Source organism: Micromonospora sp. NPDC048835 (assembly GCF_040649995.1).
GTDB lineage: Bacteria > Actinomycetota > Actinomycetes > Mycobacteriales > Micromonosporaceae > Micromonospora.
This window is the reverse complement of sequence record NZ_JBEZGM010000006.1, coordinates 215,592-231,399: the sequence shown is the minus strand read 5'-3', so window position 1 is coordinate 231,399 and position 15,808 is coordinate 215,592. Positions and strand designations below refer to the sequence as shown.

At 73.5% G+C, this 15,808-nt stretch carries 17 protein-coding genes; 4 read left to right on the top strand and 13 right to left on the bottom strand.

The window, feature by feature from the left end:
* Window positions 1–13 precede the first annotated feature (13 nt).
* Genes AB0C15_RS10375 through AB0C15_RS10360 form a run of 4 tightly spaced genes read left to right on the top strand, consistent with a single transcriptional unit; the run spans window position 14 to window position 3,447 of the window.
* Window positions 14–997 (top strand): sugar ABC transporter permease, encoded by a 984-nt coding sequence (locus AB0C15_RS10375; protein WP_357350759.1) that lies wholly within the window; start codon window positions 14–16, stop codon window positions 995–997.
* Window positions 997–1,896: a carbohydrate ABC transporter permease gene (locus AB0C15_RS10370; protein ID WP_357350757.1), complete on the top strand. Its 900-nt coding sequence runs from the start codon at window positions 997–999 to the stop codon at window positions 1,894–1,896. Before AB0C15_RS10375 ends, AB0C15_RS10370 begins: the two co-directional genes overlap by 1 nt.
* On the top strand, window positions 1,880–2,599 hold the full coding sequence (locus AB0C15_RS10365; RefSeq protein ID WP_357350755.1) for a hypothetical protein: 720 nt from the start codon (window positions 1,880–1,882) through the stop codon (window positions 2,597–2,599). Before AB0C15_RS10370 ends, AB0C15_RS10365 begins: the two co-directional genes overlap by 17 nt.
* On the top strand, window positions 2,596–3,447 hold the full coding sequence (locus tag AB0C15_RS10360; RefSeq protein WP_357350753.1) for a PmoA family protein: 852 nt from the start codon (window positions 2,596–2,598) through the stop codon (window positions 3,445–3,447). Before AB0C15_RS10365 ends, AB0C15_RS10360 begins: the two co-directional genes overlap by 4 nt.
* A gap of 20 nt (window positions 3,448–3,467) precedes the next feature.
* Here the strand turns inward: AB0C15_RS10360 and AB0C15_RS10355 are convergent, their stop codons facing one another.
* From AB0C15_RS10355 to AB0C15_RS10295, 13 genes are all read right to left on the bottom strand, one after another.
* Complete coding sequence (locus tag AB0C15_RS10355) at window positions 3,468–3,944, bottom strand: hypothetical protein (RefSeq protein ID WP_357350751.1); 477 nt, start codon at window positions 3,942–3,944, stop codon at window positions 3,468–3,470.
* A gap of 93 nt (window positions 3,945–4,037) precedes the next feature.
* Window positions 4,038–4,793 (bottom strand): hypothetical protein, encoded by a 756-nt coding sequence (locus tag AB0C15_RS10350; RefSeq protein ID WP_357350749.1) that lies wholly within the window; start codon window positions 4,791–4,793, stop codon window positions 4,038–4,040.
* A gap of 30 nt (window positions 4,794–4,823) precedes the next feature.
* Window positions 4,824–5,285, bottom strand: a complete 462-nt coding sequence (locus tag AB0C15_RS10345; RefSeq protein ID WP_357350748.1) for a hypothetical protein — start codon at window positions 5,283–5,285, stop codon at window positions 4,824–4,826.
* A complete protein-coding gene (locus AB0C15_RS10340) occupies window positions 5,282–6,211 on the bottom strand; it encodes a hypothetical protein (RefSeq protein WP_357350746.1) in 930 nt (309 codons plus the stop codon). Before AB0C15_RS10340 ends, AB0C15_RS10345 begins: the two co-directional genes overlap by 4 nt.
* Window positions 6,208–6,723 (bottom strand): phage tail protein, encoded by a 516-nt coding sequence (locus AB0C15_RS10335; protein WP_357350744.1) that lies wholly within the window; start codon window positions 6,721–6,723, stop codon window positions 6,208–6,210. Before AB0C15_RS10335 ends, AB0C15_RS10340 begins: the two co-directional genes overlap by 4 nt.
* Entirely contained in the window at window positions 6,704–9,391 is a 2,688-nt protein-coding gene (locus tag AB0C15_RS10330) for a putative baseplate assembly protein (RefSeq protein ID WP_357350742.1), read from the bottom strand. Before AB0C15_RS10330 ends, AB0C15_RS10335 begins: the two co-directional genes overlap by 20 nt.
* Window positions 9,388–9,822 (bottom strand): GPW/gp25 family protein, encoded by a 435-nt coding sequence (locus AB0C15_RS10325; RefSeq protein ID WP_357350740.1) that lies wholly within the window; start codon window positions 9,820–9,822, stop codon window positions 9,388–9,390. The genes AB0C15_RS10330 and AB0C15_RS10325 overlap by 4 nt, the downstream gene beginning before the upstream one ends.
* Window positions 9,819–10,157: a hypothetical protein gene (locus tag AB0C15_RS10320; RefSeq protein ID WP_357350738.1), complete on the bottom strand. Its 339-nt coding sequence runs from the start codon at window positions 10,155–10,157 to the stop codon at window positions 9,819–9,821. The genes AB0C15_RS10325 and AB0C15_RS10320 overlap by 4 nt, the downstream gene beginning before the upstream one ends.
* Window positions 10,157–11,749: a contractile injection system protein, VgrG/Pvc8 family gene (locus AB0C15_RS10315; RefSeq protein WP_357350736.1), complete on the bottom strand. Its 1,593-nt coding sequence runs from the start codon at window positions 11,747–11,749 to the stop codon at window positions 10,157–10,159. Before AB0C15_RS10315 ends, AB0C15_RS10320 begins: the two co-directional genes overlap by 1 nt.
* A complete protein-coding gene (locus AB0C15_RS10310) occupies window positions 11,746–12,621 on the bottom strand; it encodes a hypothetical protein (protein ID WP_357350734.1) in 876 nt (291 codons plus the stop codon). The genes AB0C15_RS10315 and AB0C15_RS10310 overlap by 4 nt, the downstream gene beginning before the upstream one ends.
* Window positions 12,621–14,066: a hypothetical protein gene (locus tag AB0C15_RS10305; protein ID WP_357350732.1), complete on the bottom strand. Its 1,446-nt coding sequence runs from the start codon at window positions 14,064–14,066 to the stop codon at window positions 12,621–12,623. Before AB0C15_RS10305 ends, AB0C15_RS10310 begins: the two co-directional genes overlap by 1 nt.
* Window positions 14,041–14,523 carry a phage tail protein gene (locus AB0C15_RS10300; protein WP_357350730.1) on the bottom strand — a complete coding sequence of 161 codons (483 nt, stop codon included), beginning with the start codon at window positions 14,521–14,523 and terminating at the stop codon, window positions 14,041–14,043. The genes AB0C15_RS10305 and AB0C15_RS10300 overlap by 26 nt, the downstream gene beginning before the upstream one ends.
* A 1-nt stretch (window position 14,524) precedes the next feature.
* The gene (locus AB0C15_RS10295) at window positions 14,525–15,787 is read right to left on the bottom strand and encodes a phage tail sheath subtilisin-like domain-containing protein (RefSeq protein WP_357350728.1); all 1,263 of its coding nucleotides are present in this window, start codon (window positions 15,785–15,787) and stop codon (window positions 14,525–14,527) included.
* Window positions 15,788–15,808 lie beyond the last annotated feature (21 nt).

Genomic DNA, 15,808 nt, shown 5'->3' with positions numbered 1-15,808 from the left:
AGAGGAGCTGTTCGTGGCGTTGACCACGGCGCCCGACCCGACCCGACGCGGCCGCGGAGCAGCCCGGGCCCACACCGAAAGGCGTGGGCCCGGACGCTTCCGGCACAGCGAGGGTCTGGCGGGGTACGTCTTCCTGTCGCCGTGGCTCATCGGCCTGATGGGTGTCACGGCGATCCCCATGCTGCTGTCGCTCTACCTGAGCTTCACCGACTACGACATCCTCACCCCCTTCTCCGAGGTGCGGTGGGTGGGGCTGGCCAACTACGAGCGGATGTTCACCGCCGACCCGTCGTACTGGCACGCGGTGCGGGTGACACTGACCTTCGCGCTCGTCGCCGTACCCCTGAAGCTGGCCGCGGCGCTCGGCGTGGCGCTGCTGCTCAACCGCGCCTGGCGCGGCGTCGGGCTGTTCCGCGGCCTGTTCTACCTGCCGTCCCTGCTCGGCGGCAGCGTGGCGCTCGCCATCGTCTGGGTCAACATGTTCAACCGTGACGGCGCGTTCAACTCGCTGCTGAGCGTCTTCGGCATCACCGGCAAACCGTGGGTCAACGACCCCGACTGGGCCCTGGAAACCCTGATGGTGCTTGCCATCTGGCAGTTCGGCGCACCGATGGTGATCTTCCTGGCCGGGCTCAAGCAGGTGCCCACCGAGTTGTACGAGGCCGCCTCGGTCGACGGGGCCGGCCGGTTCAGTCAGTTCCGCAACGTCACCCTGCCGATGCTCTCCCCGGTCATCTTCTTCAACCTGGTGCTGGAGACCATCAACGGCTTCCAGGGCTTCACCGCCGCGTTCGTGCTCAGCAACGGCACCGGCGGCCCGGTCGACTCCACCCTGATGTACACGCTGAACCTCTACATCACCGGCTTCACCGACCTCAACATGGGCTACGCCTCGGCGATGGCCTGGGTGTTCCTGCTCGCCATCGCGGTCATCACCGCGATCTTCTTCAGCACCGGGCGGTTCTGGGTGCACTACTCCGACGGGGAGGACCGGTGATGGTGACGGCGACCCCGACGGCCGACGCGCCGACCGCAGCGCCGCCGACCGCGCGTCGCCGGCCCGGCGGACGACCCGTGCTGCGACTGCTGATCCTGGTGGCGATCGTCGCCGTGGTGCTCTACCCGCTGATCTGGATGGTGGGCACCTCGCTGAAGTCCCAGGAGGAGATCGTCAACAACGTCGGGCTGCTGCCCGAGCGGTTCACCCCGGGCAACTACACCGCCGGTTGGTCCAACTTCGACGTCAGCTTCGGTCGGTTCTTCCTCAACAGCGTCATGGTCAGCCTGCTCACCGTCGTCGGCAACGGGCTCTCCTGCCTGCTGGCCGCGTACGCCTTCGCCCGGCTGCGGTTCCGACTGCGCGGCATGTGGTTCGCCGTCATGATCGGCACGCTGCTGCTGCCCCAGCACGTGCTGATCGTGCCGCAGTACATCCTCTTCCGGACGCTCGGGCTGGTCGGCGGCGACTGGCCGTACCTGCCGTTGCTCATTCCGCAGTTCCTGGCCACCGAGGCGTTCTTCGTCTTCCTCATGGTGCAGTTCATGCGCGGGGTTCCCCGGGAACTGGACGAGGCGGCCCGCATCGACGGGGCCGGCCCGTTCGGCATCTTCCGGCACATCATCCTGCCGCTGAGCCGCCCGGCGCTCGTCACCACGGCGATCTTCTCGTTCATCTGGACCTGGAACGACTTCTTCCGCCAACTGGTCTTCCTGTCCCAACTGGAGGACTACACCGTGCCCGTGGCACTGACCCTGTTCATCGACTCGACGAGTCAGAGCGCGGTCGGCCCGATGTTCGCCATGTCGGTGCTGTCCCTGCTGCCGGTCTTCCTGTTCTTCGTCGCGTTCCAGCGGATGCTCGTCGAGGGGATCAACACCAGTGGCATCAAGGGCTGAACCGACATCGCGGGCCGAACCCGCCGAACCCGACGACACCGGCGGGCGACGGGACTGGCGCGACGTCGCCCGCGACGCCGCCGACCTGGCGCTGCTCGGCATCCTGCTGACCCTCGCGGCGGCCCCCCTGCTCAGCGCCGCCGCGGCGGTCGGCACGGCCAGTGCGGCGCTGCACGACTGGACGCGCACCGGCAGTTGGCCGTCGGCGGGCACGACCGTGCGCCGGTTCGGGCGCTCGCTGCTGCCAGGTCTGCCGGTGAGCCTGCTCGCGCTCACCGTGACCGGGCTGCTCGCCGCCGACCTGGCCGCGCTGGCCACCGGCCGGGTGCCGGGCGGCACGGTGGCGCTGCTGGCGACGGCGTTGATCGCGGCCAGCCTGGTCGGGTACGCCGGGCTTGTCGTCGTCGAGGTGGGCGGCAACGGGGGCGGGCGGTGGCGGGCCTGCGCCCGGTCCGCCGCCCGCGCCTGCCTCGACGCGCCCATCCGCTGGGCCGCGCTCACCGGGGTCGTCGCGCTGGCCGGGCTGCTCGCCGCCCTGGTCACCCCGGTCGCGGTGCCGATCCTCGCCGGCTACACCATGGCCGCCCTGCACGCCGTCACCGTCCGCCGGCCGGTCTCGGCCCACCCCACCACCGGCCAGCGGGGGCCCGCCGACCCGACCGTCCGCCGACCGGCCCCGGCCGTCGTCGGGGAGCTGCCGTGACCGGGGCGGGGGAGCCGGTGCGGCTGACCGTCGGGGCCACCGAGGTGGCCGAGTACGTGCTCGACCCGGCGCTCGACGCGCGGCACGGGCCGCGACCGTACCTGCATCCGGTACGCACCCTCGGCGGAACGGTGGTCACCGACGCGCTCCCCGCCGACCACGTGTGGCACCTCGGCGCCTCGCTCGCGGTGCAGGACGTCAACGGCAGCAACCTCTGGGGTGGCCGCACCTACGTGCGCGACGTCGGCTACACCTGGCGCGACGACCACGGCGTCATCGCCCACACCGGCGAGGTCGAGCGGTCCCCGGGCCGGTACGCGCATGATCTCCAGTGGCGCGACCGGGCCGGTCAGGTCCTGCTGACCGAGCGCAGGTGGCTCGCCGCGTCGGTGCTCGCACCGGACGTCTGGCGGCTCGACCTGGAGTCCGTCCTCGTCGCCCCGGACGACCGGGAGGTGTACCTGGGTAGCCCGGCCACCAACGGTCGCCCGGGTGGGGCCGGCTACGGCGGGTTCTTCTGGCGGGCCGTCGCCGACGGCGAGCCGGAGGTGTTCACCGCCGACGCGGCCGGGGAGGAGACGGTCAACGGCAGCGCGGCGCCGTGGCTCGCGCTGACCGGCGTCGGGTCGGGCGGCGGGGCGTACACCCTGGTCTTCGCGGGTCTTGGCCACGGGGACAGGTGGTTCGTGCGGACCGGGATGTATCCGGGGGTCTGTGTGGCGTTCGCGTTCGACCGTCCGGCGGTGCTGCCGGTCGGCGGGAGCCGGCACGGCCGCTACCGGGTGTGGGTGGTCGACGGAACCCTCGACCGGGACGCGGTGGCGGCCCTGGTCGCGGCGGTGCCGTGACCTCCGCACCGGTCCTGCGGTCAGCCGGATCGGTCGGTCAGCTCGTGGATCGCCGCCTGGTACACGGCCTGGGTGTGGTGCGGCCAGTGCCCTTCGATCGGCGGCGGCACGGTGTCCGCCGGGTCGATGGTCAGGCTGCGGGGGTCACGCAGTCGGACGTCGACGTCGACGCCCGGCGGTGCTCCGTCCGGGCCCGGAGGGAACACCGGCCGACCGATCGGGTCGGTGTCGCGCCACAGGTTGCGCCACCGCCACCCGATCCGCCCGCCCAGGTCGTGCAGCACCTGCGGCCCGAGGTACGCCGGGTAGAGCCGTGCGTAGGTGCGCCGCAGCGGTGAGCCGTAGGTCAACAGCGAGACGCGGGGGCGGAAGAAGCCCGCGTGCGTGTCCCCGGCGACCCGGACCACGACCGGGTGGTCGAGAATCCGTTCGGCGGTGACGCCGGAGATGCCGTGTACGCGCAGCTCCACGGCGTCACGCCCCGGCGTCTCGTCCACGCCGTCAGGGTCACGGACAATCCACCCGACCGCTGCCGATACCGCAAACGTCATGGTCCCCCCACCCGGGGGTGGGGCAGGGGCGACCGGGGGTCAGCGGGACGGGAGGGCGGCGGTTACTCGGATGGCCTTGACGATCGCGGGGATGGAGCCGATCAGCAGCACCAGCCCCCAGATGATCGCGATGATGGCGAAGACCAGCGCCGCCACGTCGTCGACGATGCTGACCAGGATCACCGGCACCAGGTTGTGCAGGAACTCCAGCACCACCGTGCACAGCAGGGTGGTGAGGATCAGCAGGACGAGGCCCTTGTTCTGTAGGAACCGCGGCTGGGCCAGCACCAGCATTCCGGCCCAGACCAGCTTGAGCAGCAGCACCAGCCCGAGCAGCACCGCCGCCTCGCCGACCGGGAAGAACCCCCACAGGGCCAGGTACGCGAGCGTTCCGAACGGGACGGCCAGGAAGAGCGACACCATGATCATCAGCTCGACGAACGCGATGACCAACGCGACGAGCCCGACGATGATCAGGATTATCGAGAAGATCAGGCTGGCCACACCCTGCACCCGACCCTGGACACGCTCGGGCAGCAGCAGGCCCAGGCAGAACAGCCCGGTGCTCCAGACCGCCACCGCGTCGATCAACGCCAGGTAGCCGGTGCCCCGACCGGACGGTTCGCTGACCCCGGACACGTCGTCGATCTCCACGTCGAGCGAGCCGGCGCTGTCCGCGAGCGCCGCGCCGGCGTCGGCGCCGCCGAGCAGCAGCCCGGCGCCCAGCTCCACCCCGATCGCCAGGACGATGGCGAGCATGGCCATCAGCAGGAACGGCTTGCGCAGGTCACCCACGGCGGCCCCTTCCTCTCGATCCCTGTCGGTTCAGGACGTGGCCACGACGACCGTGCAGCCGCCCAGGCCAGGGCAGGTGAGGCCGACCTCGGCGGCCTGGTCCACGGCGACCTTCGCCACCGCGCCGGTGCCGTCCTCGGCCGGCTCGACCTCGTCGCGGATGGTGAGGTCGGCGTCGCCGGGCGCCGGGGCGACGACGGTGAACCGTGCCGCGCTGCGCAGTACCAGGGTGCGCAGCCCACCGGGGTCCGCGACCCGCACCACGCAGGTGCCGCTGAACTCCAGCCGGCCCGTCTCGTCGGCGCAGTCCGCGCTGACCGTCGCCGGATCCACCGCGGAGCGTTCGCCGCCGAGCGCGCCCAACCTGTCGACGAACCCGTGCCGGGCCCCCGGGTCACCCCGGTCGTCGCGGCCCGCGCTGACCGCGACCACGAAGAGCCCCACCAGCAGGACGGCGAGGAGCCCCAGCAGCGCCTTCTGCCGACCACTCATCGCGCCACGGCCTGCGCCACGATCTCGGTGAACCGGATCTCGTCGACACCCGCGAAGTAGCGGTTCGTGCCCTGCGTCTTGCCGACCACGAGCAACGCCACCTGGTGCGGGCCCTTGCTGAGCTGGACCGTGCCGACGTCCAGGAACTCGGTCTTGCGCACCGTCGGCGTGAAGCCGAGGAACGTCCCGCCGACCTGTTGACCATCGATGGTGAAGACGGTGTTGGCGTAGTCGAGGGAGGTGGTGCGTACCGTCGCGAAACGCCAGGTGCCGTCGGCCGGGATCTGCACCGTCACGGTGACCCTGTCGCCGATCGCCAACCCCTGGAAGAACAGCTGCTTGTCGCCGGACCAGGTCACCTCACAGCAGTTGGGTTGCTCCTCCACCTTTGCCCCGCTCTTCTTCGGAGACTCCACCACCGCGCTCGGCACCAGACTCTCCGCCTCGACGGTGACCACCCGCGGCTCGCCGGGGACCGGGTCGCCGTCGCGGGTCAGCAACACCACCCCGACGGCGACCACCACGAGCACCAACGCCGCCGCGGCGGCGATCCACAACCACGGGGTACGCCGTGGCGGCGCCACCGCCCGCACCTCGTAGGTGACCCGGCCGCTGGAGCGCGAACTCTCCTCCGGCGCCGTGTTGGCCGAGTACGCGAACCCGGTCATGTCATAGCGCCGGGGCGGGGTTCCGGCCGGTACGGCGAGCTTGACCAGGAACGACACCGAGCCCTGGCCGGGTACCACCCGTTGCGGCTCGGCCACGGTGAACCACGCCCGCTGGGAGCCGTCACCGGGCGCCACGTCGAACACCACCGTGTCCGGCGCGTTGCCCGGGTTGGAGACGGTGAAGGTCAACTCGCCGCTGTTGCGCGGGTCGAGGGTGAACTGTTCGGCGGCGGCGACGACCGCCCACTCGGTGGTCATGACGGCTCCTCTGTCAGGACGATCTCGACGGTGGCCGAGGCGGGTTTCTCCGCCTCGACGATGCGGGTGATCACGGCGAGCTGACCGGCGGCGGCGGCCGGCACCCGTACCACGACGTGGAAAGGCTGCTCGGCGGGTTCGTCGATGGTGAAGCCCGACATCCCGGTGGCCAGCTCCAGGGCCCGGCGGAGCCCGTACGGGGTGCCGCGCCAGCGGGCCAGCAGGGCGGCGTTGGCCACCAGGTCGCGCAGCCGACCCACCGGCAGCGGCAGCGGGGCGTCCGGCCGCGGCGAGGCCACCACGTGGTCCATCGCCACCCAGCGGGTCAACCGCACCACGAGCGCGTCCGGTGCCCGGTACGGGTCGAACAGGGCGTCCACCTCGGCGAGGATCGCCTCGTCCGGGGCGTGCAGCCCCTCCATCACGTCGAGCAGCGCCCAGAGCACGCTGCCCGGCACGCAGGCCCGCTGGTAGGCGGCGGGCAGCAGCCGTTCAATCGCCGAGCGTCGCATCCTGGCGCACCACCTCGATGTCGTGCTCGCCGGAGCAGAGCAGCCAGGTATCCGGAACGGTCACCACGTCGGCGGTGGCCTGGTTGGCGCTTGGCGTCCAGGTGACGGCGTCGGCGCTGCGGTGTACGCCGCGTTCGCCGCTGGCCAGGATCAGCCGCTCCGTCGCGCCGGTGCCTCCGCCCGTGCCGCCGGTGCCTCCGGTCGGCGCGCCGCCGCCCGTCGGGCCGCTCACCGCGATGGCGTCGACAGGCACGAACCGGGTCCGGTCCCGCAGCGGCAACCCGCAGTTGACCGACACCGCCAGCCACTGCGGCTGGGCGGCCAGGGTGTCCAGCCGCAGCACCCCGCCGCTCTGCGTGGCCGCCACCGCCTGCTGGCCGGCGAACGCGAGGTCCCGGCAGGTGCCGCCGATCCACCCGGACTGCATCGACTGCCACTTCACGTCGGACTCGAACAGCCGGGTGCGGTGGCAGCCCTGGCCGGGCTTCTTCGGGTCCGGCTCGCCCGCGCCGCTCCACAGCAGGGTGGCCGGGCCGTCGTACTGCACGGCGAGGACCCGGTTGTCCACGTTGGCCAAACCGACGTGGCTGAAGCTGCCGGGTCGGCCGCCGCTGGTCGACAGGTACACCCCGAAGCTCGCCTGCGCCGCCACCGCCACCCCCGGTGCGCCCCGTTCGGAGACGAACGTGCGGACCGCGTAGAAGCCCCGGTCGGCGTCGGACGGGTCCACCAGGATCTGCAACGGCACCGCCCCGGGCAGCAGCGACACCTCGTACAGGCCGGCGTCGGTGGCCACCAGCAGCGCGCCCGCGCCGTCGCGGTCCAGCCAGGCCACGTCGGAGATCCGTGCGTCCAGGTCGGTGAGGAGCGACCACGTCTCACCCAGGTCGGTGCTCAGGTGCACCCGGGAGCCGCCCGAGGCGCGCAGCGTCACCACCGCCACCGAGCCGGCACGCGCGACGATGCCCGGCCGCACCGGCGCGGGCGCGGGCGCCACCCGCACCACCGTCTCGTCGTCGAAGCGTCCGGCCGGCTCCCAACCGGCGCCGCCGTTGCTGGAGCGGAACAGCACCGGGCCCCGCCCGGCGTACCAGGTGCGCGGCTGGTACTGGTCCGTGGCGAGGGCGCGGACGTTCGCGTCGGGCGCCTCGTCGACAACGAACCGCACCGACTCGACGTAGCGCACGCCCGGCTCGGCGTGCTCCAGCAGCCGGTACACGTTCGACGCCCGCAGCGGCTCGCCGAACGGCCAGCCGGTCGGGTTGAGCGCGGTGGGCAGTGGGCTCAACGTCTGGTGCAGCCGGTCGTGGATGCGGCGGCGGACGGCGTCCACGTCCTCCTCGCGGCGCACCACCACCCGGGCGCGTACCGACACCGCCTTGAACCGTGCCCAGGTGGCCCGGGAGCGGATGCCGACCATCCGGCGTTCCTCCAGGTCCGCCTCGACCCGGTGGCGGGCCTCGGGCACCTCGTGCTCGCGCAGCACCGCCACCGGCAGCCGGCCGCCCGGACGGGCCGCCTCCGGCACGTACGGCACCAGCACCACCTCCACCTCGCCCGGCCGGGCGAAGCTGTACACCGCCGCGCGGGTGAACGCCCGCGCCCGCGCCACCGCGCCGGAACTGGTCGCGAGGATCTCGAAGTCGCGGGCGGTGACCGCGCGCTGCTGGGCGAAGAACTCGTAGGGGCCGCGCAGCAGCACCGACTCCAGCGTCTCCATGTCCCGGCCGCCGGCCGCCGGGGCGGGGTTGTCGACGCGTACCCCGGGTAGTGGGTCGCGCAGGTTGGTCAGCGTGCCCGTCGCCACGTTGCCGGTGGGCCCGCCACCGGCGCGGTACCAGAGTCGGACCTGCCGTCCGGCCGGCGGCACGGCCGCGACGGTCACCGGTGGTGCGGCCGGTGGGTCGGTGTCGGCCGGGACCTCGTCGTGCCGGGTCGCCCCGGCGGCGGGGCGCAGGTCGAGGGCCGGGGCGAAGGTGACGGTGCCCGAGCAGCGGTCGACCAGGTACGCCTTGGCCTGCGGGCCGAGCCCGGCGAAGCTCTCCACCGGCTGCCAGATCTCGAACGTGCGGCCGTCGTGCTCGCGGGCCGCCGCGCCCAGCTCGACGGTGCCGGTCGGCACCTCCACCCCGAGCAGCAGGTCCAGTGCCTCGGCGGTGTGCGTCAGCGGCGCGTGCGCGGCGCGCAGCACCTGCCCCGGCTGGCCGGTGCCCACCCCGAGCAGCTCCGCCTCGACGGGTTCGCACTGGTGCATCCGTACCGTCACCGACGTCTCGTCGGCGGGCAGCAGCGCCGGCTCGGTGGTGACGAACACGACCGGCCGGGGGTCCGCGCCCCGGGCCGCGGCGACCCGCAGCCCGGCCGGGATACGCACCGCACCGCGGTCGGTGCCGGTGCGGGTGAAGCGCACGTCCGCCCAGGCCGCGGTCGGCGCGTGCCGGGTGACCCCGAGCAGGTTCAGGAACGAGACGTAGGCCTTCTCCGGCAACTGGTTCAACCGGTAGATCATCACCTCGGTGAGGTGGGCGAACGTCTCGACAAGCGCCATCCCGGGGTCGTGCGCCGACAGGTCGGTCCACGCCGGGCAGGACTGCCGGATCCGTTCCCGGGCCTCGGTGACCAGGTCGAGGAAGCCGCGATCGTCCAGGTGCGGCACGGGCAGCGTCATGACGCTCCTCCCTGAGCGGGCTCGTCGATGGGGAGCAGGTCCACGGAGAAGACCAGTTGCCCGGGGGTCAGACTGGCCCGCACTCGGTAGTCCAACCGGATCACCAACCGCCACGCGTCGTCCGGGTCCGGCCCGGCGTCCACGTCGATCACCTCGACCCGGGGCTCCCACCTGGCGATGGCCTGCCGGACGTAGTGGATGGCCAGACCAGCGGTGGTGTCGTCGTTGGGCGCGAAGACCAACCGGTGCAGCCGGGAGCCGTACCCGGGTCGCATCAGCCGCTCGCCAGGCGTGGTCGACAACAGCAGGAACAGCGCCTGGCGTACGCTCTCGTCGCCCTCGGTCATCGCCAGGCCACCGGCGGCGGTGACCGCCAACCCGCCGGTCCGGCCGGCGTCGAAGCCGGCGCCGACGAAGCGGAAGGCCCTCACCGGTCCGCCCCCAGGAACTGCTGGCGGGGGTCGCGCACGGTGTGCTTGACCAGCCCCGGCGGTGTGCCGTTGGTGAACCCCTCCAGGTGCGACAACACCACCCGGTGCCCGTCGACGCGGACCCAGTCGCTGTAGCCGACCCGGACGGTGAGCGTCTTCGTGCACGGCTTGATGGTCGGGCCGTAGTTCGGGCAGGCGACGATCTTTCGTCCCTCCGGGTCGTCGTCGACGAGCACGGGGACGCCGGTGACGGTCACCCACTGCCGCGATGGTTGGTTCTCGACCCGGCCGTCGTGGTCGCAGGTGATCACGGAGTCACGGTGGATCCAGCGCATCAGCCGCCTCCTTGGTGGTGGGCGCGGGCGAGCGTTCGGGCCTGCTCCGCCGCGGTGGTCGGGTCCTCGGTCGAGTCGGCGTGCAGGAAGTCCACGCTGCGGGCGCGCACCACCATGGCCCGGCCGGGTGCGGAGATCACCAGGTCGGAGGCCGCGTGCAGGGTGGCCAGGTCGGGGGTCAACTCCAGGAAGCTGCCGTCCTCGGTGGCCAGCCGCAGGCTGCGCCGCACGTCGTCGACGACTATCGACTGCCCGCCGGAGGTGCGCATCGTCCAGCGGCGGGCCCTTCCGTCGTCGATGCCCGCGTCGTACGGCTCGACGGCGCCGAACAGCGAACCGAGCACGATCCCCGACGCCGGCTCGCCACCGGGCAGCACCACCAGCACGGTGTCGTCCGGGTCGGGGAGCGCCACCAGACCCTTGCCCGGCCCGGCCCCGGGGCAGAGCACGGCGAGCCAGCCCGCGTCCAGGTCCCCGTACGCCGGCAGGGCCAACCGGACCCGACCGAGCCCGTCCGGGTCGGCGACGTCGGTGACGGTGCCGAGGGTGACCACCGCGCCGCCGGTCGGGGGCGTGGAGTTGACCGGCGGCACCGTGGAGAAGCGGGTCAGGTGTCCGTTGCCGTCCACCGTGTGCACCACCTCGGTCAGCACGTACGCCCCGCGCACCGGGTCAGGCACCCCGCCGAGGTCGATGCGGCGGCCCGGCCGCAGCGCCGGATCGCCCTCGGCGACCCCCTCGGCCGTGACCAGCGTGGCCGCCCTGGTGTCCAGCCGGGCCTGGGCCAGCGCCGCCAACTCGTCGTCGCTGCGGCCGGGCTGGTCCACGGCGGTACGCACATTGTCGGCCCCCACGTCGGCCGGGTCCGGGCGGTCGTCGGCGGGTCGGCCGCAGCGCGCCTCGTCGGCCTGCTGGCTGATCACCTCGGCCCGCTGCGGGTGCCAGCCCAGCGCCGCGCTGGCACCACTTGCCTGGTCGGTGTTCGTGGACAGCCGCAGGGAGTGCACCTCCCTGCCGAGCGTCAGCGTCACCGGCTCCCCGTAACCGGCCAGGGTGACCAGCCGCACGGCGTCACCGTCGGCGGCCAGGTGCAGCCCGGCCCGGCCGGCCACCTCACGCAGCAGCTCCAGGTCGCTGTGCCGGTGCTGGAGCAACCGCTCCAACCGGGGGCCGTCGACCTCGGCGGTCACCGCAAGCCCCACCGCGCCGCACAGCTCACTGGCCAGCTCGACAGCGGTCACCGACGTGAAGACCCGCAACCCCTGCCGCTTGCGCAGCCGGTGCAGCGGGTCGTACGCCCGCAGCCGCAGCACCGCAGCCCCGTCGGCGGCGTACTCCACCTCCACACAGGTGACCTCCCCGGTGAACAGGGCGTCCGCGTGGTCGGCGAGCCGGACGTCGAGTGTCGTGCCGGGGCGCACCGCCGGGTCGAACGCGGCGGTCCCGGCGCCTGTGGCGAGCACCAGTTCGGCCTGGGTGGGCTGGTCGAGGCGGGCCGCCACCCGCAGCGAGCGGACCCGCTCGCGTGCCGCGCCGACCAGTTCGGCGCCGTCGAGCAGGATTGTCAACGCCCGGGGCGCGATGCTCGTCACGGCGTACCTCCACTGTCGCCGGACCCGGGCGGACCCGAGCTTGTCGTGGCCCACGCCGGGCCGCCGACCGAGGAGCCCGCGTATGCCGGCCCCACCGCACCGGCCACCGCCTGCGCCAACCCGGTCACCGCGCCGCCGACTGTCGCGCCGACCCCGGTGCCGGCGGCCGGTGGAACGGCGAGGGTGGTGCCGGCCGGAACCGCGAGGGGGTCGGTGATCCGGTTGTGCTCGGCCAGCAGCCGCCAGCGCAGCGGCGAGCCGAGCGCGTCGTTGGCCAGCAGGTCGAAACGCACACCGGAGCGGCCCGGCTCGGCCGCGCCGTCACCGGCGGCGATCACCGCGCTGCCCGGCGCGGCGGTCGGGGTGCTGGCGGCGGCCAGCTCCTCGGCGAAGCCGGCCTCGGCCTGATCGGCCGTCTCGGCGGCGCGGACCAGCTTCAGCCGCAGCCAGGACCGCCGCGGCGACCCGGTGCCGGTGAACGCGTCGAAGCGTTCCGCCACCGCGATGATCACCCCGGGTACGTTCCAGGTCTTGCCCCAGACCAGCCGGACCAGTGGCGGTCGCAGCCAGCCGTGCTCGACTGCGGAGTTCTCCGCGAGCATCCACAGCGGACGGGTGAGCACCCGGACGTCGGTCGGCCGCACCTGCGCCTCCACGAAGTCGACGTCGAAGAGCAGGTCGAGCACCAGCTCGGTCCGGCCGCCACCGGTGAAGACGAGCGGGTCGTCGGCCAGGCCGGACCCGGTGAGCTGCCCACCACCGGCACCCCGTTGGCGTACGCCGGCCAGCCGGGTCACCTGCACGGTCTCCGGGTTGAGCAGGCAGTCCACCCGGACGCCTGACGAGTCGATGAGGAAGGCGACGCGCTCCATCAGCCGCCCGCCTGTTCCTGGTCCAGTCGGGTCGACTGGGCGGTGTCCAGTGCGGCCCCGGCGACCGACCACAGCACGCTGTCGTCGGGCAGCGCCGGCCACGGGTCGACGCCCCTCGACGGCACGACCGGCCGCGGTGCGTCGGTGCCCGCCGCCCGTCCGCCGTCGGTCACCGTCGTCCTGGTGCCGTGTGACGCGCCGGGGAGTCGTGCCGGCTCACCGGGGAGGGCCAGCCAGGGCCCACCGTCCACGACGCGCCCGGAGGCCGCCGTGTCCTCGGCCCGCACCGCGCTCCAGCCGGTCCAGGGATCCGCGCGCCTGCCCGGGTTCGACCGGGCCGCGCGTCCGTGCGATGCCGGACCCGTCGCCGCGTCCGCTCGCGACCACAGGTCCCCGCTCGGCGCACTGTCGCGCCGGTCGCGCCGGTCCCCTGCGAGTCGGGACGGACCGTCGGAGTCGCCCCGGAATCCGTCGCGGCCAGCGGAGCGGCGGTCAGCGGCCGGTCCTGCGGGGGACGGGTCCGTGGCCCGCCGCACGCCGTGGTCGACGTCGCCGGAGCGCTGTGGACCGAGCGGCGGGCGCGGGCTGGGTCCGGCCTCCGGCCGACGAGGTTGGCCGGTCGCCGGGCCGGGTGACCCGAAGACCATCGAGCGGATCGGTGGCGGGGAGCCACCGGGCCGGCCGAGCCTGCTCGCGTCGGCACTGGTGTCGGCGGCTGCGGTGTGGCCGGCTGTGCCGTGGGCAGGGGCGGCCGGCCGTACCCCGGGCACCGCCGCGCCCGGTCCCGCCGGCGAGGTCGTCCCGGCCGACCGGGTCGCCGCCGCCGGCCCGGCCGCCGGGGGCACCCGCTCTCGGGTGGACCCCCGGGCGCTGCCACCGGAAGGGTCACCGACCTCGCCGCCACGGGAAGGGTCACCGACCTCGCCGCCACCGGGCGGGTCACCGACCTGCGACGGACGGCCCGACCGGCTGCGGACAGGTGACCTGGTCGGCGCGTCGTACCCGCTCACAACCGCTCCCCGCCCGGCGGTCCCGCGAGCGCCGCCGGTGTCCGGAGCGCGCCCGGGTGCCCCGCCCGTGCCGCTCGGGTCGGCGGGAACGCCGAAGCTGCCACCGCTGCCGAACCTCCCGTCCACGGTGGGGTCCGTGCCAACGGCGTCGACCCGACCCGGCAGCCCGCCCCGGGCCCGGTCCTCGGCGTTGTCGGCCGGGGACGGGTCGAGGGCGAGGTCGTGCAGGAGACCGGGAGCGTGGGCGGCGACCAGGTCCAACCAGTGCTGCGGAGGTTCCCCGAACCGGCGTGGTGTGGCCACCGGCGTCGCCGACGGTGGCTGCTGCGGAAGGTGCCCGGCGGGCTCGACCCGCCCGGCGAGGCGCTGTACCGCGCCGGCCGCCGAACGCAACCGGCCGGCCAGCCAGCTACGCGGGTGCTGGCGCGGTGGCACCACCGGCCTCCAACTCCAGGCGTTCGTAGCGCAGGGTCAACGAGGCGATCGCGATCTCGTGGCTGAGGGTGTTGAGGTGCGCGCCGCGCCACTGGGTCGGCCACGCCTCGATCAGGTTCCAGCGCAGCACCTCGGCCGTCCCGACCGAGTCGAGCAGCACCACCGACACGTTGCGCCGGTTGAGGGTGCCCTGGGCGGTGGCGTTCACCCAGTCCCACAGCTCGCGCGAGGCGGTGAGGCCGAAGTGCAACGTCACCGGCTCGTACTCGGCCTGGCCGGGCACCATCCGCATCCGACCCAGGCCGTGCTCCCGGTACGGCTGACCGGGAATGTTCACCTCCAACCCGGTCATCTCGGTGAAGTGGCCGTTGGTGACGCCGTTGATGAGCAGTCGGAAGTTGTACGCCCGGTACGGGTCGGCCGGGGCCCCGGGCTGCGGGGTGGCGGTGGTGGGCATGTCAGCCTCCGATCGTCTCGGTCTCGGTGCCGCCGGCCCACTGGCTCAGCTTGAACACCACGAACTCGGCCGGCTTGACGACAGCGATGCCGATGTGGGCGATCACCATGCCCGCGTCGCGGACGTCCGGCGGGTTGGTCTCCTCGTCGCACTTGACGAAGAACGCCTCCTCGGGGCTGCGCCCCAGCAGCGCGCCGTCGCGCCACACGCGGGTGAGGAAAGCCCCGATGTCACGCCGGATCGAACGCCACAGGGTGAAGTCGTTGGGTTCGAACACCATCCACCGGGTGCCGTTGGCGATGGCCTGCTCGATGGAGATGCTGAGGCGTCGCACGTTGAGGTAGCGCCACTCGCTGGCCTCGGCGGCGAGCGTCCGCGCCCCCCACACCCGGATGCCCTCCCCGGCGAAGTAGCGAATCACGTTGACGCCCTTGGGGTTGAGTACGTCGTGTTCCGGTCGGGTGACCAGGTAGCCCAGGTCGACGGCGCCGCGTACGGGCTCGTTGGCCGGGGCCTTGTGCACCCCGCGCAGGGCGTCGGTGCGGGCCCAGATGCCGGCCAGGTGCCCGCTCGGCGGGGTGAGTTCCAACTCGCCGCTGATCGGGTCGCGTACTCGTAGCCAGGGGTAGTAGAACGCGCCGAACTCGGACTGCCGGGGCCGGTAGGCGGGCCCGTCGTGGCCGCCGGAGCCGCCCGGCTGGGCCGAGCCGCCGCCGGAACCGCCGGCCGCGCCGCCGCCCGTACCCTCGGCGGGTTTGGGGGGTTTGCCGGAGGACGGCGTGGCGACCCGGGTCAACGCGGAGATGTCGTCGATGTCCGGCGCCGGGTCGCAGATCGCGACCATGGTGCGGGTGCGCTCGGCCATGCTGAGCAGCGCCTCGTGGGACACCGGGTCGTGGAAGCCGGGTGCGGCGACGATGGAGATCTCGTCGACGGCCTCCAGCAGTTGCAGACCTCCGCGCCGCTGCCCGGTGCCGGTGATCGCGCCACCCTCGCCGACGTTGACCACCCAGCAGCGGGCGCCCCCGTTGTCCAGGAAGCCGAAGACCGCCCGGGCCAGCGGGGTGCTCTCCACCCGCTCCCCGCCGGCGAAGAGCCGCAGGAACTCCGTCCAGTTGTTGACCGGCACCGCCTTGCCCAGGTGGGCGGAGCGGTCCGGGGCGACGCCGACGAAGGCGGCGATGCTGGTGCTCGCCGGCCCGATCGGTCGGGCGCCGCTGGGGACCTCCTCGACGTAGATGCCGGGGGAGAAGTAGCTGGGCATCGGTCCTCCTGTGCGGTGGGT

Bases quoted from the DNA above. Each gene is read 5' to 3' on its own strand.
- AB0C15_RS10370 (WP_357350757.1), top strand. From the start codon at position 997: ATGGTGACGGCGACCCCGACGGCCGACGCGCCGACCGCAGCGCCGCCG.
- AB0C15_RS10345 (WP_357350748.1), bottom strand. From the start codon at position 5,285: ATGAGTGGTCGGCAGAAGGCGCTGCTGGGGCTCCTCGCCGTCCTGCTG.
- AB0C15_RS10340 (WP_357350746.1), bottom strand. From the start codon at position 6,211: ATGACCACCGAGTGGGCGGTCGTCGCCGCCGCCGAACAGTTCACCCTC.
- AB0C15_RS10335 (WP_357350744.1), bottom strand. From the start codon at position 6,723: ATGCGACGCTCGGCGATTGAACGGCTGCTGCCCGCCGCCTACCAGCGG.
- AB0C15_RS10330 (WP_357350742.1), bottom strand. From the start codon at position 9,391: ATGACGCTGCCCGTGCCGCACCTGGACGATCGCGGCTTCCTCGACCTG.
- AB0C15_RS10320 (WP_357350738.1), bottom strand. From the start codon at position 10,157: ATGCGCTGGATCCACCGTGACTCCGTGATCACCTGCGACCACGACGGC.
- AB0C15_RS10310 (WP_357350734.1), bottom strand. From the start codon at position 12,621: ATGGAGCGCGTCGCCTTCCTCATCGACTCGTCAGGCGTCCGGGTGGAC.
- AB0C15_RS10300 (WP_357350730.1), bottom strand. From the start codon at position 14,523: ATGCCCACCACCGCCACCCCGCAGCCCGGGGCCCCGGCCGACCCGTAC.
- AB0C15_RS10295 (WP_357350728.1), bottom strand. From the start codon at position 15,787: ATGCCCAGCTACTTCTCCCCCGGCATCTACGTCGAGGAGGTCCCCAGC.